The organism is Arenibacter algicola (assembly GCF_018860365.1).
GTDB lineage: Bacteria > Bacteroidota > Bacteroidia > Flavobacteriales > Flavobacteriaceae > Arenibacter > Arenibacter algicola_B.
On the sequence record NZ_JAHKPO010000009.1, the window covers coordinates 1 to 23,445 of the forward strand.

Consider the following 23,445-nt stretch of genomic DNA (forward strand, 5'->3'; position numbering starts at 1 on the left):
AGGCCGCCGCCTTTTTTTGAGAGTCCCTTCATCGCAAGATGAGGGGACTTTTTTTTGTACTATATCCAACATATGGCACGCCGCTGGCGTGATCGGGGATCAAGAACAATTGTTGTGTTTATGCAAATATTGTGGTTAATCTATAAAGGGACCATGCTTAATTGTTGTGTTTCTGCAAAAATTGGGATTGAGATGATTTGTTGTGTGTTTTTTGTTTGATTTTATCTCTATTTATTGGGCATAATCGAATGAAACTTTTATTAAAATCATTCTTTCATTTTCTTTGCTTGTCCAAAGAAAACGAAACAAAAGAAAAGACCCTTCTTCACTATGTGGTCCCTAAAATCGTTGGATTTTAGGGACCGATGCCATGGCCTAAATTATTTCCAAGGCTTCAATAATTCTTTACGGCCATGTCATCTCCCCCACGGAAGAAGACCGACCTAACTACGGACTTCAAGGACAATATTCAACGGTATTCAATAATGGTCAATGATTTATTGACACTATATAGGTTGACGGAACAAAGGAACGGTCTATTTTTATTTTAGTAGTAAATCAAGGGGTTTTAACACCGGGTGTAGGTAGGCGTCCATAGAGCATTTCACCTTAGTGAAAGCGGCCTGGACGCTGCGGCCGTGCAAAGTCCGTAGATTTCAAGAAAAGAAAAATCAGCCTAGCGTTTTTTGGTTCGTTTTTTGGGCGATGCAAAAAATGAACAGAACACGAACTCTGGGATAGTCTATCCTATCTTTATCCAATTCACACACAACTTTTGGGATTGATCCGTGATCGGTTCCAGCATCCGTTCCTGCTTCGCTACGCTTGCAGTAACGGGCTGTCATTGAATAGGCCGCCGCCTTTTTTTGAAGTCCCTTCATCGCAAGATGAGGGGACTTTTTTTTGTACTATATCCAACACAGGGCACGCCGCTGGCGTGATCCGTTACCGTAGCCGTTCGTGCTGCGCTGCGTTTGTATCCCGAGAGGGTCATTAATTGATATATTAAGCAATCGGTACATTGATAAATTGAACAATTGCTACATTTCCAAATCACCAAATTGTTATATTTTCAAATTAACCAATTGTTGCATCAATTCATTGGTACATTTTCAAATCAACAAATTGCCTCATTTTCAAATTGACTCAATGCTACATTTCCAAATGGACCCATCTTCAAATCATCAAATCATCCAATTGATACATTGCTACATTAAATTATTGGTACATTGATCAATTGGTACATTTTCAATTCAACAAATTATCTCATTTTCAAATTGACCAATCGCTACATTGATACATCAAATTATCATTTTCCTATCAAGCATTATTCAACATCCTCCCAAAATAGTTTCAACATTATCTTTTGAGTAACCCATTTTTTAATATCTTGTCTCTTCTAAATAATCTACACAATGAAAAATAGTTTTGCTTATCTAATGAGCCTAGTATTCTGTCTAGGAATTTTAAATACAATTACAGGGCAAACAGGGGGAGACAAAAAGAAAGATGGTTGGATTTCCTTGTTCAATGGTAAAAATTTGGATGGTTGGAAAGTCGGGGAAAATGCCCATACCTTTTCAATTGAGGATGGGGCTATTAAAGTAGAAGGGCCAAAGGCACATTTATTTTATGTTGGCGATGTGGAAAACCATGATTTTAATAACTTTGAATTCAAGGCCTCTGTTATGACCAGGCCTGGTTCCAATTCTGGGATTTATATACATACCCGTTATCAAGAGGCCAGTTGGCCAGTATATGGTTATGAGGTACAGGTGAACAATTCCCAAGGGGATTGGAAACGTACCGGTAGCCTATATGATATAGTGAATGTAATTGAAACCTATGTAGGCGATGATGAATGGTATACGGAATATATTAAAGTAGAAGGTAAAAGAATAATTATTAAAATAAATGATATTGTGGTTGTGGATTATACCGAACCTGAAAATCCTAAACGTGATCCAGGGGAACGCCAGCATAGGGTGCTAAAGGGAGGAACCTTCGCACTGCAAGGTCATGATCCTAAAAGTATTGTTTATTACAAGGATATTATGGTGAAACCTTTGCCTTAATGCAGAACAAGATTATAATAGGAATGCGCTTCTCCAAAATTTTATCCGTTATAATAGGTGGCCTAATACTGTGCTTACAAATGGTAGGCTGCCAACAACAATCTGAAAACTTAAAACAAAGACCTAATGTAGTTTTTATACTGGTCGATGATTTGGGCTTGGTAGACCTTGGTATAACCGGCAGCACATATTACGAGACGCCAAATATTGATAAATTGGCAAAAGAAGGCATGGTGTTTACCCAAGGTTACGCCGCCAGCCGGGTTTGTAGTCCCTCTAGGGCTAGTATTATGACCGGCAAATTTACAGCTAGACACGGAATCACGGACTGGATAGGAGCTGCATCCGGTACCGCATGGCGATCCCATAATCGTCACGATAAACTATTACCTGCCGAATATGTACACAGCTTGCCGAAAAATGATGTGACCATCGCCGAAGCTATGAAGAAAGAAGGGTATAAGACCTTTTTTGCGGGAAAATGGCATTTGGGCTCGGAAGGATCTTATCCTGAGGATCACGGATTTGAAATCAACAAAGGAGGATGGGACAAGGGAAGTCCAATGGGGGGGTACTTTTCACCTTGGGACAATCCAGTATTGCCCAATAAAATTGATGGTGAGAATCTTACCATGCGCTTGGGCATTGAAACCGCAGATTTTATTAAACAGCACAAGGACTCTACTTTTTTTGCTTTTCTTTCGTTTTATGCAGTGCATGGACCAATACAGACCACCCAGGAAAAATGGAACAAATATAGGAACAAAGCGGAATCATTGGGCATAGCCGAAAATGGGTATAAGATGGAGCGGGTCCTACCTATTAGACAGGTGCAGGACAACCCAATTTATGCTGGGCTTGTAGAGAGTATGGACGATGCGGTGGGAGTGGTGCTTCAGGCATTAAAAGATTCCGGACTTGAGGATAATACAATTGTGATCTTTACTTCTGATAACGGTGGAGTGGCCTCAGGGGATTCTTTTTCCACCAGTAACCTGCCTTTAAGGGGCGGCAAGGGATATCAATGGGAAGGTGGTATTCGGGAACCCTATTTTATAAAGGTACCGTGGCTGAAAAATGGAGGCTCGCAAAGCGATTTTCCTGTTATAGGTACTGATTTCTATCCAACTATTTTGGATTTTGCCAATATTGATGCCTTATCCGAACAACATATAGATGGTATTAGTCTAAAACCTATTTTGGAGGGTAAAAAAATGGATGTTGTAAGACCATTATTCTGGCATTACCCACATTATGGCAATCAAGGAGGAAATCCATCGTCAATTATACGCGAAGAAAACTGGAAACTTATCCATTATTGGGAAGATGGGAGCGACGAACTTTATGACCTGGCTACTGATGCGGGGGAAAAGTCCAATGTAATAACCCAATATCCCGATATAGCTAAAAAGTTAAGTAAAAAGCTTCATGGTTGGCTCAAGGAGGTAGGAGCCAATATGCCATCAAAGGATCTTGAATACAATGCCGAACTTGCTCAAAAGCGGCATAATCGAATTGTAAATGAAAGTTGGCCGGCTTTGGAAGCGGAACGATTAAAATTCTTATCAAAAGATTTTAAACCCAACGAAGACTGGTGGGGCAGCAAGGTGACGCAGGACTAGGAATAAGTTTTGGACATTTCGAACAGTACTTGGCATTGGTAATCCTTACCCGGATTTCAGCTATTTCATCATATCTCCTAATTTAAATAGATATTTGTTCTAGACGTGTGGTAGCTCGTGCAGTGGTGCCTGGATTTTCCCATTTGCATTGGATAGATTTATAGCTTCTGGAGTATCCTAGTATTTTGCCGTGTTTAGACTTTGAAGTAGCGGTTTTTCGTTTTTTTCGTTTTATCCGGTAAAAGTGAGCTCAAGTTTTATAGCGGTCTAAGGGCATTCCTGTCTTCTCTTAAATTTATAGATCTATACCGGTTTCTTCCTTCAAATTTTCAGGATAAAAATTGGCCCGACTTCCTTTTTATGGTTTTGCAATACTATAGATTTTTAAAATTGGAAAGCTTTTGCCTAGATAAAAGCTTCAAAACATAAATGAAAATATAGTTCACCTAGACCAGTAGGTTATTATCGCCCTAACATATTGTACTCATAAAATGCTTTTAGTTTTATATCATGGGTTTTATAACTGTTTCAAGGGATACATTAGTGCGAGGGTGCTTATAACTCGTTTAAAATCAAAAATTTAAACTTTATTGTTCTATAACGCATGTTATGAGCAAATGATTGGGCGATATGAGCAAGATGTACGGTGCAGCGGTAGCCTATATTTGATTGCACTCGGACGATGACCGGGTTGGAATAAATAAAAACTAATGGAGTAATTGTAGTTTTCATTGATTTTTAATAGGCAACTAATGGTCACGGAAAAGTTAAAAACCAACAAGATTTCTTGAATAACTTAAAAACTTTAAAATGAAAAGAAAAAATGAACCAGTGCGTGGTTTTAAACCTACGCAAAAGGTACTATGGACCACCTTTTTATGTTCCATGGTCATGTTTCTTGCTAATGCCAAAACGGATTTAAATGGGATTTTAGTGCCTATGGATTCCATGTTGATTGGCGTGGAGCTGCAATTGCAGATAAATGGATCAATTACAGATGCCGATGGTGTTCCCTTGCCAGGGGCCAACATTGTGGAAAAAGGGACATCCAATGGAGTTACTGCAGATTTCGATGGTAATTTTGCCATTGAAGTAGCAAATGAAAATGCAACCCTTGTGGTGTCTTATATTGGGTATGCCACCAAAGAAATTTCTCTAAATGGGCAAACGACCATCGCGGTAAGTTTGGAAGAAAGTGCAGCAGGTTTGGATGAAGTAGTACTGATTGGGTATGGAACCCAAAAGAAAAGTGATTTGACAGGAGCTGTTGGTTCTGTCTCCTCTGAAGAGCTTCAGGAGCGACCCGCCGCAAACCTTACGCAGTCCCTATCCGGAAAAATGCCGGGAGTTAGTGTTTCGATCAATTCCGGTAGGCCAGGGGGTAAATCCAATATAAGAATTCGAGGAAATTCCTCTGTTAGTCTTGCCAATGATCCATTGTACGTTGTGGATGGGGTCATATTGGTTTCCACGGGCCTTGCGGACAACAGCACCCCGATCGATTATATCAATCCAAACGATATTGCTTCGGTAGAAGTATTAAAAGATGCCTCGGCTACCGCTATTTATGGGTCCCGGGGGGCTAACGGTGTTGTTTTGGTTACTACCAAAAGAGGAAGCAATACAGGAGGTAGAATCAGTTATGACAGTTACTACAGTCTGGGCACTCTTGCCAAAAAAGTTGGGGTACTTAATTCCGAGGAATTTTTAATGATCGAGGAGGTAGCCTATCAGAACGCAGAAAAATATGATGCAGTTGGTTTTGCAAACGGTAAATATACCGATCCTGCCTTGAAAAGAAACGATCCAAGATTGTTCGATGTCAATGGAGACCCAATTTATGATACAGACTGGCAAGATGAAGTTACCAGACCGGCATTTACCCAGAATCATCAGTTATCTTTTACAGGAGGAAATGAGAAGGGTAGTTATGGGGCGTTTTTAGGATACATGAACGAAGAGGGTATAATGAAGGACTCGTGGTTAAAGCGATATTCAGGGCGCTTTGTTTTTGATTCCAACATTAAAGATTGGTTAAAGGTAGGTGGTAGTTTAAGCTATAATAATCAGAACGAAAGGGTTATACATGCTTCATGGGTAGGAAGGAATATGATAGAAAATATTCCTATCATTCCAGTTAAATACCCTGATGGTACCTGGGCCAGTAATGCAGATTACCCAGGTATGGAAGGAGGTCCCAATCCGGTAAGGGTTGCTGAAGAATACAAGAGATACCTAAAAACCAATACCGTGCTGGGAAATATATTTGCCAATATTACTTTGGCGAAAGGACTGGATCTTAGAACGTCTTTGGGGATTAATAGTATCGACCAAAAAGTCAATGAATATGCTGGAAGGGAACTAAGTTTTATAGGGACCAATACGAACGGATATGCCACTCGGTCATTAAACGAGTATTTGTCATGGCAGTTTGAGAATTATTTGACGTATCAGAAGGAGATAGCCGAAATTCATTCACTAACTGGTTTATTGGGTATTTCATGGCAACATGTCAACAGTTCCAATTTTAGTGCCGGTTCTCAAAATTTTTCAGACGATTTTTTTAGCTATGATAATTTGGGAGCAGGGTCTGTTGTACGTACACCAAGTTCAAGTGCATATGCCTATGGTCTTAATTCTTATTTTGGAAGAATCAACTACGGCTTGTTAAATAAATATTTACTTACGGTTACTGGGCGTGTAGATGGATCTTCAAAGTTTGGAGCTACCAATAAATATGCGTTTTTCCCTTCAGCAGCATTGGCATGGAAAGTGTCTGAAGAAAATTTCCTAAGGGAATCCTCGGTAATTTCCAATCTTAAATTGCGTACAAGTTATGGTGTTACCGGTAACTCGGAAATTCCGGCATATGGGGCACTTTCAGGTCTTGGAAACTATGCCTATGTAGTTAATAATGCCATAGTAAATGGTATTGGGATAGACAGGTTGGCCAATCCTAACCTACAGTGGGAAAAAACGGATCAGGTAGATGCCGGTATAGAGTTGGGTCTTTTTAATGGCAGAGTTTCTATGGAAGCAGATGTCTATAGAAAGTTGACCACAGATATGCTTTTAAATTCTCCAGTGCCAACGAGTAGTGGTTATGCTTCAGTATTTCGCAATATAGGTAGTATGGAAAATAAGGGAGTTGAATTTTCCTTGAATACCAAGAATATTATGAATACTGATTTTTCATGGGAAACCGATTTCAATATCGCCATGAACAAGAATAAAGTTGTAGCCCTTTCCGGAGGAAGTGATATATTCTCCAGTCGTACTATAATCAGGGAAGGAGAACCTGTAGGTTCGTTCTTTGGGTTGGTTCACTTGGGAACTTGGGGAACGGATGAAGAGGCCGAAGCCGCAAAATATTTCAGGTTGCCTGGGGATGTAAAAATAGAGGATAGAAATAATGATGGGGTTATCAATCAGGCGGACCGAACAATTATAGGGAAAGGTATACCGGACGGATACGGTAGTTTTATCAACACCTTCCGCTATAAGAATTTTGAATTATTGATCGATCTGCAATTCCAATACGGTAATGACATAATGTACATTACCACGCGCCCACAGGAAAATCGTCAGGGGATTGCAAATAGCTTATCCACTGTCTTAAACGGTTGGACCCCGGATAATCAGGATACCCCAATTGCCCAGTGGAGACCAGTGTCCGCAGGTTATGATAACTTGGATACTTCCCATATGATCCAGGATGGGTCATTTATTAGGGGGAGAAACCTTCTGTTGGGCTACAATTTTCCTTCCGAAATGACTGAAAAAATAAAACTCAACAGGCTTAAGATATATACTTCTGCGCAAAACTTCTTTGTTAGCACAAAATATCAAGGTTATGACCCTGAGGTGCAAACCAGCGATAATACTTTTGGACAAGGAGAGGTTAATTTTGATCAATATCCCAAGCCCAGGGTATTTATGATCGGGTTGAATGCAACATTCTAATTAAAAAAAAGATAAAAATGAAAAATTCTATAAAAACACGATTTGGGTTATTGTTAATGGCCTTTTTGCTATTCCTTGCCACAGGATGTTCCGATTTTCTTGAGGAATCTGATCCTACCAACATTACGGCTGAAAGCTATTTTAAGACCGCCGAGCATGCCGAGACTGCCGTATATTCCATTTATTCCAGTCTAAGGTCTGTGAGGGGCGGCAGTTATGGAGGTAGTCCCTGGCTAATGCTGGAATTTGCAACGGGACTTGCCGATAGTGATTTGGGTCAGGCCGACAATAGTAATATTATTAGAAATTTGACCAATACCTCGGATAATGCATATGGTAAATCATATTGGGACAGTAGTTATAAAGGAATAGCCAATGCCAATTTGGCCATAGCAAACATTCCGGAAATTGCTATGGACGAAGCCAAGAAAAATAGACTTTTGGGCGAAGCCAGGTTTTTGAGGGCCTATTATTACTATAACCTTGTCAGAATTTTTGGTTCGGTGCCTTTGATTACAGATCCCATAGATTTAGGTTCGGAAAATCTTTATGCCGTTCCGGGATCTGTTGAGAATATCTATGCTGCAATTGAAGAAGATCTTACATTGGCAGAGGCTTCAGGATTACCATTTAACGATACCACTGGAAAAGTTACTTTGGGCGCCGTAAAATCCCTATTGTCAAGTGTCTATCTTACTATGGCCGGCTATCCCCTGCAAAAAGGGAATGAATATTATAAGAAGGCGGCGGACAAAGCTAAAGAAGTAATCGATTCGGATCAATACAGTTTATTTCCGTCATATGCCGATCTACATGACCCGGCCAGTAATAATATAGGTGAGAATATTTTTATGGTGCAATATGAAGCTTTTGTGGATCCTTCGGATTGGCAGCCATTAATCATCCCTTACAATATGAACATCTCTGCCTATTCAGCCCAAACAGGAGCTATTTATGCAAATCAGGATTTCATTCAATCCTATGAAGCTGGAGATAAAAGGGTGGAGGAAAAGGAATTTTACTATACTACCTATACTTCAAAATTCGATAGGAGTGAAACTGTTGTCTTGGGAGGGTACTTTTTATATAAACATTTTGATATTGTGGCCAATCTTGAAACGGCTAGTAGTGACCTTAATTGGGATTTAATCCGCTATGCGGAGGTACTTTTGATCTATGCTGAAGCCCAGAACGAAATTTCCGGTCCTACAATAGATACTGAAGAGGCCTTGAATAAAATTAGAAGGAGAGCAGAACTTGACGAATATACTGGACTTAGCAAAGAGCAATTCAGGGAAGCAGTCTGGAAAGAGAAATGGCACGAATTAAGCTATGAAAATGTAACTTGGTTTGATATGGTCCGTCTTAGAAAGGCTTTGAACGTGGCCACAGGAAGCTTTGAGGACTTTGTTGGGCATAAATTTGCTTATGGTCCCACGCTTACTGCAAGGGAATTATTGTTCCCTATTCCTACTGATGAATTGCGCAATAATGAAAACCTTGTGCAAAACCCGGGATATTAATTTAAAGACAATTTAATATTTTTATGGCTGAAGAACTCAAATATGTCGACTTTAGAACTTTTAATATAGTAGGTCGCTATAAACGTGTTTTCCGAAAATTCATAAAAGTATCCTGGTCAACAAATAATAAATAGTATTATGATTGGATAATATTTATATAAATAATAAAGGAAATGATAACTAAATTGTTCAAAAATAAATTAGGTTTGATTATGATAATAGACAACTTACGTCCATTAGGTACTTTGGTAGGATATTTTAAGGTTTTTGTTTTAGCGGCATTTGTGCTGCCAATAATCTCAAATGCTCAAAGCACGGTAAAGAAAAAACCCAATGTTATCATCGTAATTACCGATGATCAAGGTATGGGAGATTTGGGCTGCTATGGAAACCCATACATTAAGACACCGAACCTAGATGCATTTTATAAGGAGTCGGTGCGCTTTACCAATTTTCATGTCTCCACCACCTGCGCTCCTACTCGTGGAGCCATAATGACGGGCAGACATACCAATAGGATCAACGTATTCCATACCATAACCGGTCGTTCACTGCTGTTTGAGGATGAAGTAATTCTACCTCAAGTGTTGGCCCAAAATGGCTATACCAATGGAATGTTCGGCAAATGGCATTTAGGGGATAATTATCCGTACCGCCCTGAAGATAGGGGCTTTCATGAGGTCGTAAGGCATGGTGGGGGAGGAATCACCCAAGGACCAGACTATTGGGGCAACGATTATTTTGACGATACTTATTGGCACAATGGGGAAACTCAAAAATACAAGGGTTACTGTACCGATGTCTTCTTTTCAGAAGCTATGGACTTTATAGAAGAAAATAAAAACGACCCATTTTTCTGTTACATTGCCACCAATGCTCCCCATGGCCCATTAAACCTTCCAAAGAAGTATTTGGATATGTATAAGGGAGTAGATGGCCTTAAGGAGCAATTTCAACGCTTTTATGGGATGATAACCAATATCGACGACAATTTTAAGTTGCTGCAAAAGAAGTTGGACGAGTTGAAGATAGCGGACAATACCATCTTGATCTTTATGACAGATAATGGAACTGCTGGTGGGCATCAGGTTTTCGATGCTGGTTTAAGAGGAGGTAAAGGGAGTGAATATGAAGGTGGTCATAGGGTGCCCCTCTTCATTCGCTGGCCGGACGGACAACTTACCGGAGGTAAGGACATAGACAAACTGGCCGCAGCCTATGATTTGTTGCCTACTTTTGTGGACGTTTTGGGACTGGATTTCAATCCGGTGAAGCCTTTGGATGGAACAAGTCTAAAGCCATTGCTTTATGGCAATGATGAGAATTGGTCCAGCAGAACATTATATATAGATACCCAAAGACTTCAAAATTTGGTAAAATACAGAAAATACTCTGTTATGGATGACAACTGGAGGTTCGTTAACGGAACGGAACTTTATAACATGAACACTGATCGTAGTCAGACCAAAAATGTAATAGATCAACATCCCGAGGTGGTGGAAAAGCTGTCCGAGGGTTATGAAAGATGGTGGCAGTCGTTTATGGATGAAGGTGTTAACGAAAGATATGCCTACATAAAAGTAGGGTCACCCCAAGAAAATCCCAGTCGTATTTCTTCACATGATATGCTAACGGGTAAATTTGGGCATATGTGGCATCAATATGGAGCTGTTAGTGCTACCCAAGCTACCGGAAGGTGGAAAATAGACTTTATTGAGGATGGTGAATATAAAATCAGTCTTTGTCGCTTTCCAAGGGAAAGTGGGCTGGCCATAAATCAAACCTTTCCAGCACAGGAAAAAATTGTGGAGCTGGACAGGACTATGCCGGCAAGCATAAAAGACGATTTTGAAAAGGCATATCTATATGTTGCCGACCTGGAACAAACTGTCAAAATTGAAAAAGGACAAAAGGAAGTGTCCTTTACTGCCAAAATTTCTGCTGGAAAATATGACATGGAAGCACAACTCATAGATAAGGATGACAGGGTGCATCCTGCTTACTATGTCTATATTGAGAAATTATAATCAAAAAATATCTAAGCTATTCTATAGAAAGAAGAAACATCTAACATTATTTTTGATGGTCAATTGAACTGGCTGGGGGATATAGTTTATAACACCCCTCCATCTAAAAACCCCTAATTTGGAGGTCATGTCCTCCAAATTAGGGGTTTTTGAACGTTTTTCTTCGGAGACTGTGGTTTGTTCCTCAAGTCTTGTAAGCGTAGGAAGGCATCTCCTTCGTTACGGAATCTTTCATGCCCATTGCGACCATAAAAAGTCCGAGGTAATTTGGTAGGGTAAATGGTCAAAGAGCAAGGCCGTCCTGCTGGCTATTTCGGCAAATGGCATTTGGGAACCTTATTTTATAAAGAGGACCTAACTAAAAATACTTGGAGACCCTCATAGCGATTTTTGGGCAATAAATATAGGTAGGGAACTAGAAAGCTAGAGGTTAAATGGAAACTTTGGACAAAGTGGAAATTACCAACCACGGCGCACTTTAATTAATAATTCCCTTAAGTTATGCAGTATGAAATTAGTGCTGTCCAAAGAAAAAAATGTAATAGATTTTCCGATGCCTCCGACCTTAGAAATGCATAGGCTCTTTTCATTTGTGTTTTAACGGTGTTGATGGAAATCCCCTGCATTTCAGCTATTTCGGCGTAACTACGTCCATTAATAATGGCAGAAATAAATATTTGTTTTCGGCTTTCGGGCAGCTCGTTCAGTAGGGCCTGTATCTTCCTACCGTTTGCATTGGGAGGATCCATAGGTTCCGGGTCGTTGTATTTCGGTGTATTTAGACTTTGAAGAAGCGACTTTTCTTTTTTTGCTTTTTCAAGGGAAAGTAAGCTCATATTTTTAACGGCCTTAATGGCATATGCCTTAAAGGAGATGGTTAGGGAAACCGCATCCCTTCGTTGCCAGTACGAGATGTAAAAATCTTGCACAATATCTTTGGCCGTATCCTTATCCTTGACAATTCCAAAAGCAATTAGGCACAACATAGGGAAATGCTCTTTAAAAAGATTCTCCATTTCTTGGTTGTAATTTTTCTTGTTTTTGGTCATGGTTTTATAGGATTTTATATCCTAATTAATGTTTGGGTTATTGTGTTATTGGATAAATAATGGAGTCAATTATACTAATTTAATTTCATTTGGCATAAATATTTATCAAATTCTGAAAAAAATATAATTTTCTTGTCACCCTAATAACCTGAAATAACAACTTATTAAAAAGAACCACAAATAAGCCTTATGCAAAAGTTGAAATCTGTTTTGATAAGTATTGAACAATCCGGTCAAATAGAGGTTGATGTACTGGAGCATCTTACCCAGGATGAAAAGGAGATTGTCAATACACTTTTTCATGAGAATTTGGTGTCGGAGGCCTTGGTTTTTCTGGAAGAGATGGACGCTGATTTGGAATGGCAGGAGTTTTTGGAGAAGGCTAAAGTTTCTAAAAAACAAAGGGTTTCCCTTTGGAGACCATTGCTAAAGTATGCGGCAATTTTTGCTGGAGTTATTGCGACAGGGTATTTGGTGTTTAGGCAAAATGATATGGCTAACCAAAATCCCATTTCAGAAACTTCCATAAAACTCAAAATGGGGAACGACAATGTGAAGGTAATCCAGGAGGAGAGCAGTCAGCAGATAGTTTCCACTTCGGGTAAAGTGTTGGGAGTGCAAAAGGGCAATAGGATAAGCTATAGAGTTGATTCGGAAATTGGTGAGCTCGTGTATAATGAATTGGAGATTCCGTTTGGGAAAATATTTGAAGTAGAGCTTTCTGATGGCACTTTGGTACATTTGAATTCCGGTACAAAAATAAAATATCCTGTAAAATTTCTGAAAATTGGGAAAAGGGAAATATTTATAAAGGGTGAAGCATATTTCAAGGTAGCCAAGGATAAGGAACATCCATTCGTTGTACATTCCGATGAAGTAGCCGTGGAAGTATTGGGGACCGAATTTAATTTTTCTTCCTATGATGAGGATGATGAAATCAAGACTGTATTAGTAGAGGGGGCCGTTAGCATGACAAATGCATTAAGGCCAGAAGATAATTTGGTGCTAGTTCCGGGGACAAAGGGGGCTTGGAACAGAATATCCCATGTAACAAATGAAGAGAAAGTAGATGTTGGCCTGTATACAGGATGGATTAAGGGAGAACTGGTTTTTAGAAATGTGAGCTTTAAGGATATGTCAAAAAAGCTGGAACGCAGTTATAATGTGGTTATTGAAAATAACAATGATCTACTAAGCACGAAAATTTTGAACGCTCGGTTTAATGTAGACATTGAGAGTATAGAGGACGTAATGAAATCTATAGGGGAGGTACATGCTTTTAATTATACCATTAAAGACAAAAGAATAATTATAGACTAATATGAACCAAATAAAACAATAGATTATGTCATAACTTTTTGAATGCAGTACAGAAAGTTCAAAAAAAAATCGGAAAATGCTTGAGACCATTTCCCGATTTAAGAACTAATAATTAAACGACCTTTTCAAAATCATTTAATCAAACCAAAATTATGAAAAATAAATTTATGGGGGTCTTGCTTTATAGGCTTTTCCCCAAATTAGACTTGAAGATGAAACTGACTACATTTTTGCTTATAGTTTCGTTATTTGAGATTCAGGCAAATACCTATGCCCAGGGTACCAAATTAACCTTAGAATTCGATAATGTTCCCATGGAACAGGTTTTTAGTGAAATAGAGGCAATTTCGGAGTTTCGGTTTTTGTATGAGAGTGCTCAGATAGATCTTGATCGAAGAGTAACGTTACGTATCAAAAAAAGAAAAATATCGGAGGTGTTGGCCCTGCTTTTTGCTAATACCAATACCAGTTATAAAACTGTGGATCGACAGGTAATACTTACCAAAAAAACAAATACTGCTATATCGGCCAAGATCGGGGTTGTTATACCAAAAAAGAAAGTGGTCCCGGTACAGTTCCAAGTATCTGGTGTAATCACAGATGGGGATGGCGTTCCTTTACCTGGGGCCAATATCGTAGAAAAAGGAACCTCTAACGGTGTTACGGCCGATTTTGATGGCAATTTTTCTATTGAAGTAGCCAATGAAAACGTGACCCTTGTTGTTTCGTACATTGGATATGCAACCAAGGAGATCCCTATTAACGGACAATCAAATCTTTCTGTTGCACTCGAGGAAGATGCAGCAGGTTTGGACGAGGTTGTGGTTGTGGGTTATGGAACTGTTAGAAAGAAAGATTTAACAGGATCGGTTTCCTCTGTTAAGGGTGTTGATTTGGAGAAAACTCCATCCAATACTTTTGTTCAAGCTTTGCAAGGCAAGGCCTCTGGGGTGGATATCAGGGCTGCTTCGAATGCTCCAGGAGGGGGGATTCGAATCAGGGTAAGGGGTACAAATTCGATCAATGCCTCTAGTCAACCTCTTTATGTAGTTGATGGTTTTCCAATAGATAATGAAAATACTACTCCAGAGGCAGGTGGTAATAGAGCTTCTGCCAGTGACCCTTTAACAAGTATTAGCCCGGGTGAAATTGCCTCGATCGAAGTACTTAAAGACGCTTCGGCCACGGCCATATATGGTGCAAGAGGGGCGAACGGTGTTGTAATAGTTACAACCAAAAGGGGAAGTATTGGTAAAGCTAAAATAGATTTTGAATATTCTACAGGTATAAGTACGGTAAGAAAAAAATTAGATTTGGCGAACGCAGAAGAGCTGGCCATATTGACTAACGAATGGGCCGTTAACAACAATCAACCGCTTATTTATGATGGTGTAAATAAACCATTACCGGTGGAACTTGGGGAAGGTACGGATTGGCAAGATCAAATATTTAGAACTGCAATCACAAATAATTATAATCTTACTGTATCTGGAGGTCGGGAAGGTACGCGATATTTGGTTTCGGGAAATTATATGGATCAAGATGGAATAATTATCGAATCTAATTTTAAAAGGGCCGGATTAAAGTTTAATCTCGATCAAGATTTAGGCGAAAGATTAAAATTTGGTATGAATACCAATATTACCAGAACCATTAATGATGCAGTGGATTCAGACGGCGGAGGTTATCAAAATGATACACCACTTTGGAATGCTTTGGCCACCACACCAGTTATTCCGGTTACCGACAGTGAAGGTAATTATATTCATAATCACGATGAAACCGTAAAGGTACTGGAGAACCCGGTTTCAATTGCTAAAACACGAACAGATATTACGTATAATACACGTATATTAAGCAATGCTTTTTTGCAATATGAACTATTCAATGGCTTTTCTTTTAAAGCTAATTTTGGTGCAGATCTTATTAACTCCAAAAGGAATGCTTATACACCAACCACAGCGGAAACCCAAGCATTACCAAATAACGGTATAGCTTCTATAGGTAATGTACAAAGAACCAATTTGTTATCAGAATACACCTTCAATTACAACAAGAGCTTTGGAGAAATGCATCGCTTGGATGCAGTTATAGGATATACTTTTCAAAGTAACAAGCTGGAAAGTGTATTTTCCCGGACGGACGACTTTTTCACAGATTTAGTGGAGTTCAATAACTTGGAGCTTGGTTCCGATCCCCGCCCATCAAAAAGCGGGGCAACTGAAACAGCTTTGCTGTCATATTTAGGACGGGTCAATTACGTATTTAATAATAAGTATATAGCAACGGCTTCAATTCGTAGGGACGGATCTTCGAAATTTGGAAACGGTAGAAAATGGGGTGTTTTCCCTTCAGGAGCACTTGCTTGGCGATTGATAGAGGAAGATTTTATCAAAGATCTAAATGTGTTTAGTAAGTTAAAACTAAGAGGGAGTTATGGTTTAACAGGTAACGAGTCTATCGGAGCTTATAATTCTTTGGCGCTTTACGCATCAACTGCACAACCTATTATTGGAGGTGTTCCTGTTGTTGGCCTAGCACCCAATCGTATTAATAACCCTGATCTAAAATGGGAACGTACAAAACAGACCGACCTAGGCTTAGAAATGGGTTTTCTGGATGGTAGTTTGAATCTGGAAGCAGGGTATTATGTTAAAACCACAGAAGACCTTTTGTTAAGTGTAGCCATACCTACACAGTCCGGCTATTCCACAAGTGTACAAAATATAGGAAAAGTGGAGAACAGGGGGTTTGAGTTTGATCTTGGATACAACCATAATTTCGGAAAACTATCGTGGAGTTCCAATTTCAACATTTCCTTTAATCGAAATAAACTATTGGAACTACCTGAAGGTACTGAAGAACTTATTAATGGAATAGGTAGGGGTGAGACTGCCTATGGATATTCAATTGCACGGGAAGGCGAACCATTAGGTCAGTTTTTTGGTTATCGCTTTTTGGGAATCTGGGAATCGGAAGAAGAAATTATATCTGCAGGCAATACTGTTGGTGGAGTTAATAGGGTAGGACTGCCAAAATATAAGGATCTGAACGGCGATGGATTTAAGACTAATTTGGATGATAGAGAAGTTGTTGGTGACCCCAACCCCGATTTTATATACGGGTTTACCAATACTTTTTCATATAAAAACATTAATCTCTCCATCTTTATTAACGGGAGTCAAGGGAACGATTTGGCCAATATGAATACTATAGGGTTATACGCCCAACCCCAAAAACACAATGTGCTTCAAAAGGCCTTTGATGAACGTTGGACTGGTCCGGGATCGAGTAATACAATTGAGGCACCGCTTACTAATGCTGGGGAGTGGAAGAATTTTAGCGATAGAAATGTGGAGGATGGTTCGTATTTGAGATTTAAAACAATTAATCTTTCCTATGACTTGCCAATAGATGAACTTGGTTTGGACTGGTGTAGAAGTGCACAGCTTTTTGTTGCAGCCGATAACCTAATCACCATAACCAATTATTCCGGTTTCGATCCAGAAGTGGATTTATACGCTACTAACAATGTTAGTTTTGGTGTTGACAATGGAGCCTATCCATCATCGCGAAGTTTTAGGCTGGGAGTGAAATTGGGATTTTAATTTAAAGAGGAAAATATCATGAAAAATATAAAATATTTTATAAGTGCTTTGATGTCGTTCTTGCTATTCATGACATCTTGCGAAAGTTATCTTGAAGAGAACCCTACGGGAAACATAAGTATAGCAAATTTTTATTCTTCAGAGGACGATGCCATTGCAGGGCTGTACGGGGTATATAATTCTGTATATAGTTTATATGGTAACACTGCTATTAACTATGGAGAGGTAAATGCAGATAATGCAACTACCTCACCAAATGTATCGGATTTGTTCGAATGGGATGAATTTACTTATAATAATGGTACTACTGAAGGGTTTTGGAGAAGTGCATATGATGGTATCAATTTGGCCAATGAGGTTGCACTTTATACAGCAGAAATTGATTTTGATGTAGAGAAGAGAGCTGATATTGTCTCAGAAGCTAAAGCGCTTCGTGCTTTGTTTTATTGGCATTTGGTCCGTGCCATGGGCGGAGTGCCCATATATGAAACCCCTACAGTAGGTTTTGATGAGGTGAATTCGCCAAGGGCTAGCTCGGACGAGGTCTACGGTCTAATTCTGAGGGATTTGAACGAAGCTGCATTGGAATTACCTACAACAAGTGCAGCTGGAAGGTTAAATGCCTATATAGCAGAAGCTTTGCTTGCGCGTATTTACCTTTACATAGGTGATTACCCTAACGCTTATGCCCATGCCAAAAAAGTAATCGATTCAGAACAATATGATCTCTTTTCCGATTATGCCAATGCATTTAAAACAGAGCATAATAATGGTGTGGAACATGTGTATCAAATCCAATATCTGAGTGGTGAGAGGAATAACTCTATTCCCGGATCATTTGGCCCACGGGCATTACCAGGGCAATATGGCAACTCTTTTTGGGCCAATACAGTGGTGGGTGGATCAATTGCACCGAGCGCCGAATTTAATGCAGACAATCCAATATCATATCGCCGATCTGTAACTATTGCAGATAGCTATGAGCATATTGATGGTGTGACCGGAACAATAACCATGGAGGAGGCTTATGGACCGGGAGTCTTTCCTTATTATGTAAGCAAGTTTGATGATCGTGCCAACGAGTTGCAGTCGGGGGTTAACTTTAATGTTATTAGGTATGCGGATATTTTGTTGATTGCCGCCGAGGCTCTGAATGAGGTTGATCCCGGCGATGGCCAAAAATATATTTGGATCAATAAGGTGCGCGAAAGGGCTAGAAACGGTGTAATGTCCGATCTTCCTGATTTGACAGGCTTATCTCAAGATGAATTTAGGACTGCAGTTCTGGAGGAAAGGAGATTCGAGTTGGCATTTGAAGGACAAAGAGCATGGGACTTAAAAAGAAGAGGGCAATTCTTGACGGTAATGAGAGCTCAGGGAAAAAATGTTGAAGACCATATGTTACTTTTTCCAATTCCAGATAATCAGATTAGGCTAAATCCTAATTTAACTCAGAATCCAGGTTGGTAGAAGGGCTGTTAATAGTAATTGAATGTAGTATTGTTTGAGATATTAATTCGTTAGATGGAAGTTTAGGTTGGGGAGTTTGAATTTCCCCAGCCTGTAATTTCTAGGCGTTGAAAAAGTTAAAATCAGGAGTTTTTTAATCCTAGTCTTTATTTTTTAACTTCACAATTGTCTTCTAAAATTATTTTGTTGGTACCTTGCTTCTTTTTATATAGAAATTTCTTGCTTTAAAAATAAATGTTGTGTTATGAAATTAGTTAAAATCTGGGTTGTAGGTATACTATTTTTAGTGGGTTGTTCGGAAGGTTTAAAAAAAACGAAGGACATTCCACTTGAAAAAGAAAGCCCCAATATCATACTACTGATGGCCGATGACCAGGGTTGGGGGGATATGGCGTATAACGGACATCCTCACCTAAAAACTCCTAATTTGGATGCCATGGCGGCCAATGGAGCTGTTTTTGAACGTTTCTATTCAGCTTCGGCCGTATGTTCCCCAACACGCGGAAGCGTAATGACGGGTAGACATCCGCTTCGCTACGGAATCTGTCATGCCAATTGCGGCCATGTGAAGCCCGAGGAAATTACCTTGGGAGAAATGGTCAAAGATTTGGGCTATACTACGGGACATTTTGGTAAATGGCATTTGGGAACCCTGACACGTGATATTGTAGAAGCCAATAGGGGAGGAAGGGAAAAATTTGATGGGGACTATGCCCCTCCCTGGGACCATGGTTTCGATGTTAGTTTTGTGACGGAATCCAAGGTTCCCACCTGGGATCCCATGATCACCCCTCCACAATCATCAGGTGACGTAAATGGGAATTTAAAGGAAGGGGAACCTTTTAATACCTCTTACTGGACCGGGCCGGGTGAAATTGCTAAAGAAAATTTGGAAGGTGACGATTCCAGGGTAATCATGGACAGGGCCATCCCATTTATAGAAGATGCCGTAAAAAATGACAAACCATTTTTAAGTATTATTTGGTTCCATACTCCCCATTTGCCGGTTTTGGCAGGGGATGATGACAGAAAGCCTTATACGGACCTTTCCGAAGACCAGCAACATTATTATGGTGTAATATCCGCATTGGACAAGCAGGTAGGGCGATTACGCGATAAGTTACGGGAATTGGGTGTTGCCGAAAATACGGTGCTCTTCTATACCAGCGACAATGGTCCCGAGGGAAAGTCGGTCAAGGGCAGGACCCAAGGCCTTACCAACGGACTCACGGGAAGAAAAAGAAGTTTGCATGAGGGTGGAATCCGGGTTCCTGGTATCATGGAATGGGAAGGGAAAATTGGGCCGGGAACCAAGGTAGATATTCCTTGCTTCACTTCCGATTATTTTCCGACTATAGCCAATATCTTGGGCGTGGACCTTGCAAAAAATAAAAGGCCTTATGATGGGGTGGATATTTTGCCCATTGTAAAAGGCGAAGTAAAGCGAAGGACAGAACCTTTGGCCTTTGATTTTCAGGAACAAGCAGCTCTGATAGACAACGAGTACAAGATTTATAGTGATGATAGCGGACAGCATTTTGCTCTTTATAATATCCGTACTGATATGGGCGAAAATAATAATCTGGCAAATGAGCAGCCCCAAAAGTTGAACGAAATGGTTGCTTACTGGAATCAATGGAAGGATTCTCAGGAGACGAGTGCTTTGGGCAAGGATTATTGATTAATTTGGCGACTCTTCCATTAAAGAATAATTGAGATTTAATTTTACATACCAAAAATAACCAATATGAGATTACTTTTATGCCTACCCTTACTTAGTATTTTTCTACTTGGATCCTGTAAGCCATCCGGATCTGAAAAGGTCTCCGAGACTGGAGACAAGCCCAATATCGTTTTTCTGTTTGCCGATGACCAGACCTTCGAAAGTATTAGGGCCCTGGGTTTTGACGAGGTGCATACCCCTAATTTGGATCGCTTGGTAAATGGAGGTACTTCCTTTACCCATGCCTATAATATGGGTGGCTGGAACGGTGCCATTTGTGTGGCATCACGGGCTATGATTATTTCCGGTTCGTATATTTGGAATGCTAGGGATAAAAGTGAACTGTGGTCCAAAGGAGACTCCACGGCATTGAACGAGACCTGGAGCCGCTTAATGCAAAAGCAAGGTTATGATACTTATATGACAGGGAAATGGCATGTACAGGCACCTGCAGGTACTATCTTTAATGATGCACGGCACATTCGTCCCGGCATGCCCGGAGATCGTGGAAACGAATTGGGTGCTGCCATTAAAAAATGGAAAGCGGAATCCGGGGACATGAAGGACTGGAACGATTATATGCCGCTTGGCTATGGCCGACCAACGGGTCCGGACGATACGGAATGGCAACCTACAGATACGCTTCAGGGGGGGTTCTGGGAAGGCGGTAAACATTGGAGCGAAGTGGTCCGTGATGATGCTCTTGCATTTATAGATTTGGCCACCAAAAAAGAAGACCCCTTTTTTATGTACCTGGCCTTTAACGCAACCCATGACCCGAGGCAGGCACCCCAACGCTTCCTGGATATGTATCCGCTGGAAAATATCAAGGTACCTGAAAACTTTTTACCAGAATATCCATATAAGGATGATATGGGCAATCAGCCGGGTCTAAGGGATGAAGCCTTGGCACCATTCCCAAGAACGGAATATGCGGTGAAGGTGCACCGTCAGGAATATTATGCCCTGTTGAGCCACATGGATGAGCAGATAGGGGTTATTTTGGATTCCTTGGAGGCTACGGGAAAAATGGATAATACCTATATCTTTTTCGGTGCGGACCATGGTCTGTCTGTAGGGCATCACGGCCTTATTGGGAAACAGAGTATGTTCGACCATAGTGTGCGTATTCCGATGATGGTAGTAGGTCCTGGCATTCCGAAGGGAAAAACTTTGGATCAGGATGTTTATCTGCAGGACATTATGGCAACTTCCCTGGAATTGGCTGGTGTAGAGAAGCCGGATTACGTTCAGTTCAATAGCTTTTTGGATATCATAAAAGGAGAAAGACAGGAAAGTCATTATAATGGAGTTTACGGTGCCTATATAGATGTACAGCGTATGATACGTAAAGACGGATTTAAACTTTTGATCTACCCGAAAATAGATAAGGTACTTTTGTTCGACATGGAGAATGATCCGAACGAAATGAAAGATCTGTCCGAAAGTCCAGAATATAAGGAGAAGGTAAAAACCCTTTTTGCCGACCTATTGGAGCTGCAAAAAACAATGGAAGATAAGTTGGATCTTAATGATCTCTATAACAAAATGTATAATTAAAGGGAATAACCATTCATGTTGATGCAAAGAATACTTTTTGCCAGCGTTCTTGTGTTTTTATTTGGTTGTGGCGATACAGCTAAAACCAAGTTATCCACGAACCAGCAACCACCTAACATATTGTTTGTTTTGGTCGATGATCTGGGGAAGGAATGGATCAGTAGTTACGGTGCGGAGGATATAGAGACTCCTAATATAGATGCGCTGACCCGGTCTGGTATTAAGTTCAACAATGTATATTCCATGCCCCAATGTACTCCTACAAGGGTGACTTTGCTTACAGGTCAATACCCTTTTAGACATGGTTGGGTCAACCATTGGGATGTTCCCCGCTGGGGCGGGAGTGCCCATTTTGATGAAACAGAGAACCCTACCTTGGTCAATGAAATGAAAAGGGCGGGTTACAAAACATGTATAGCTGGTAAATGGCAGATCGATGATTTTAGGGTAGAACCGGATGCGTTGGAGAAAGCTGGATTTGATGAATACTGTATGTGGACGGGTTACGAGGCAGGTATCGAGGCCAGTGCCGAAAGATACTGGGATCCTTATGTTTATACCAAAGAAGGCAGTAAGACCTATCCCGGTGCTTTTGGACCGGATATTTTTCGTGATTTTATCATAGATTTTCTGCAAGAAAATAAGGAAGGTCCCATGTTTGTTTACTACCCTATGGTATTGACCCATACTCCTTTGGTAAATACCCCGGACGAATCTGCAAATGATAATTTGGGCAAGCACAAGGCTATGGTGCGCTATACCGATAAGATTTTAGGGCAACTGGTAGAGGCTTTAAAGCAAAATGGTCTGTTGGAAAACACCATGATCGTCTTTACTACAGATAATGGTACCACTCAATCCATATCGGGTACTTATAAAGGGGAACAGGTAAAAGGTGGTAAGTCCACTACCTTGGAAGCGGGAATCTGTGAACCATTTGTGGTTAGTTGGCCTGGGCATATTAAAGCGGGTCAGGAATCGAATGCCCTTATAGATTTTACGGATGTCCTTCCAACCTTTTTGGACCTGGCAGGGGTTGACTCAAAGGATAAATGGACAGATATCAATGCCTCGCACATTATAGATGGTAAGTCTTTTGCGAAGGTTTTGCTGGAGGGTGACGAGGCCTCGCAACGCAAATGGATATTAGGTATGGGTGGTGGAAACTTTGCTCGGCTAACCGAAAATGGTGTAGAAAATCAATTTAAATTCAGGGATAGGGTTCTACGGGACCAACAATTCAAATTATATATAGATTCCAACGGTAAACCGGAACAGTTCTTTGATTTGGTCAATGATCCCTTTGAGCGCCATAACCTAATGGACAGTCTTAATACTGCCGAGAGGAAAAATAGTTATAACAGTCTATTGGAGGTGGTTAATTCTTTTCCATTAGAGGATAGTGACCTTAAATACAAAAATAATCCACCGCAAGATTGGGATGTGGAAATTACTGCGGAGAGCGGTACATGGAAAATGTAATCTAATTCCTATTGTGGGATTTT

At 40.2% G+C, this 23,445-nt stretch carries 14 protein-coding genes; 12 read left to right on the top strand and 2 right to left on the bottom strand.

Annotated elements, in window-relative coordinates:
• Window positions 1–671: 671 nt before the first annotated feature.
• Complete coding sequence (locus KO529_RS08120) at window positions 672–881, bottom strand: hypothetical protein (RefSeq protein WP_215947421.1); 210 nt, start codon at window positions 879–881, stop codon at window positions 672–674.
• Window positions 882–1,415: 534 nt separating this feature from the next.
• Between KO529_RS08120 and KO529_RS08125 the strand changes: the two genes are divergently transcribed.
• From KO529_RS08125 to KO529_RS08150, 6 genes are all read left to right on the top strand, one after another.
• The gene (locus KO529_RS08125) at window positions 1,416–2,075 is read left to right on the top strand and encodes a 3-keto-disaccharide hydrolase (protein WP_215947422.1); all 660 of its coding nucleotides are present in this window, start codon (window positions 1,416–1,418) and stop codon (window positions 2,073–2,075) included.
• The gene (locus KO529_RS08130) at window positions 2,075–3,697 is read left to right on the top strand and encodes a sulfatase (RefSeq protein WP_252734349.1); all 1,623 of its coding nucleotides are present in this window, start codon (window positions 2,075–2,077) and stop codon (window positions 3,695–3,697) included. The genes KO529_RS08125 and KO529_RS08130 overlap by 1 nt, the downstream gene beginning before the upstream one ends.
• A gap of 810 nt (window positions 3,698–4,507) precedes the next feature.
• Window positions 4,508–7,660, top strand: coding sequence for a SusC/RagA family TonB-linked outer membrane protein (locus KO529_RS08135; RefSeq protein ID WP_215947423.1), 3,153 nt, complete (start codon window positions 4,508–4,510; stop codon window positions 7,658–7,660).
• A gap of 17 nt (window positions 7,661–7,677) precedes the next feature.
• Complete coding sequence (locus tag KO529_RS08140) at window positions 7,678–9,183, top strand: RagB/SusD family nutrient uptake outer membrane protein (RefSeq protein WP_215947424.1); 1,506 nt, start codon at window positions 7,678–7,680, stop codon at window positions 9,181–9,183.
• Window positions 9,184–9,395: 212 nt separating this feature from the next.
• Window positions 9,396–11,210, top strand: a complete 1,815-nt coding sequence (locus KO529_RS08145) for an arylsulfatase (protein ID WP_215947425.1) — start codon at window positions 9,396–9,398, stop codon at window positions 11,208–11,210.
• A 127-nt stretch (window positions 11,211–11,337) separates the two neighbouring features.
• Window positions 11,338–11,484 (top strand): hypothetical protein, encoded by a 147-nt coding sequence (locus KO529_RS08150; RefSeq protein ID WP_215947426.1) that lies wholly within the window; start codon window positions 11,338–11,340, stop codon window positions 11,482–11,484.
• A 220-nt stretch (window positions 11,485–11,704) separates the two neighbouring features.
• On the opposite strand, the gene KO529_RS08155 is transcribed toward KO529_RS08150, so the two are convergent.
• Complete coding sequence (locus KO529_RS08155; protein ID WP_215947427.1) at window positions 11,705–12,259, bottom strand: sigma-70 family RNA polymerase sigma factor; 555 nt, start codon at window positions 12,257–12,259, stop codon at window positions 11,705–11,707.
• Between the two features lie 189 nt (window positions 12,260–12,448).
• Here KO529_RS08155 and KO529_RS08160 point away from each other — a divergent pair, with 189 nt between their 5' ends.
• The 6 genes from KO529_RS08160 to KO529_RS08185 all read left to right on the top strand — a co-directional run bounded on the left by KO529_RS08160 (window position 12,449) and on the right by KO529_RS08185 (window position 23,422).
• Complete coding sequence (locus KO529_RS08160; protein ID WP_215947428.1) at window positions 12,449–13,579, top strand: FecR family protein; 1,131 nt, start codon at window positions 12,449–12,451, stop codon at window positions 13,577–13,579.
• Window positions 13,580–13,731: 152 nt separating this feature from the next.
• Complete coding sequence (locus tag KO529_RS08165) at window positions 13,732–17,187, top strand: TonB-dependent receptor (RefSeq protein ID WP_215947429.1); 3,456 nt, start codon at window positions 13,732–13,734, stop codon at window positions 17,185–17,187.
• An 18-nt stretch (window positions 17,188–17,205) separates the two neighbouring features.
• On the top strand, window positions 17,206–18,657 hold the full coding sequence (locus tag KO529_RS08170; protein WP_215947430.1) for a RagB/SusD family nutrient uptake outer membrane protein: 1,452 nt from the start codon (window positions 17,206–17,208) through the stop codon (window positions 18,655–18,657).
• Window positions 18,658–18,901: 244 nt separating this feature from the next.
• A complete protein-coding gene (locus KO529_RS08175; RefSeq protein ID WP_215947431.1) occupies window positions 18,902–20,338 on the top strand; it encodes a sulfatase family protein in 1,437 nt (478 codons plus the stop codon).
• A 66-nt stretch (window positions 20,339–20,404) separates the two neighbouring features.
• Complete coding sequence (locus tag KO529_RS08180) at window positions 20,405–21,940, top strand: sulfatase-like hydrolase/transferase (protein ID WP_215947432.1); 1,536 nt, start codon at window positions 20,405–20,407, stop codon at window positions 21,938–21,940.
• Between the two features lie 21 nt (window positions 21,941–21,961).
• Window positions 21,962–23,422: a sulfatase-like hydrolase/transferase gene (locus tag KO529_RS08185; protein WP_215947433.1), complete on the top strand. Its 1,461-nt coding sequence runs from the start codon at window positions 21,962–21,964 to the stop codon at window positions 23,420–23,422.
• The last annotated feature ends 23 nt before the right edge of the window (window positions 23,423–23,445 follow it).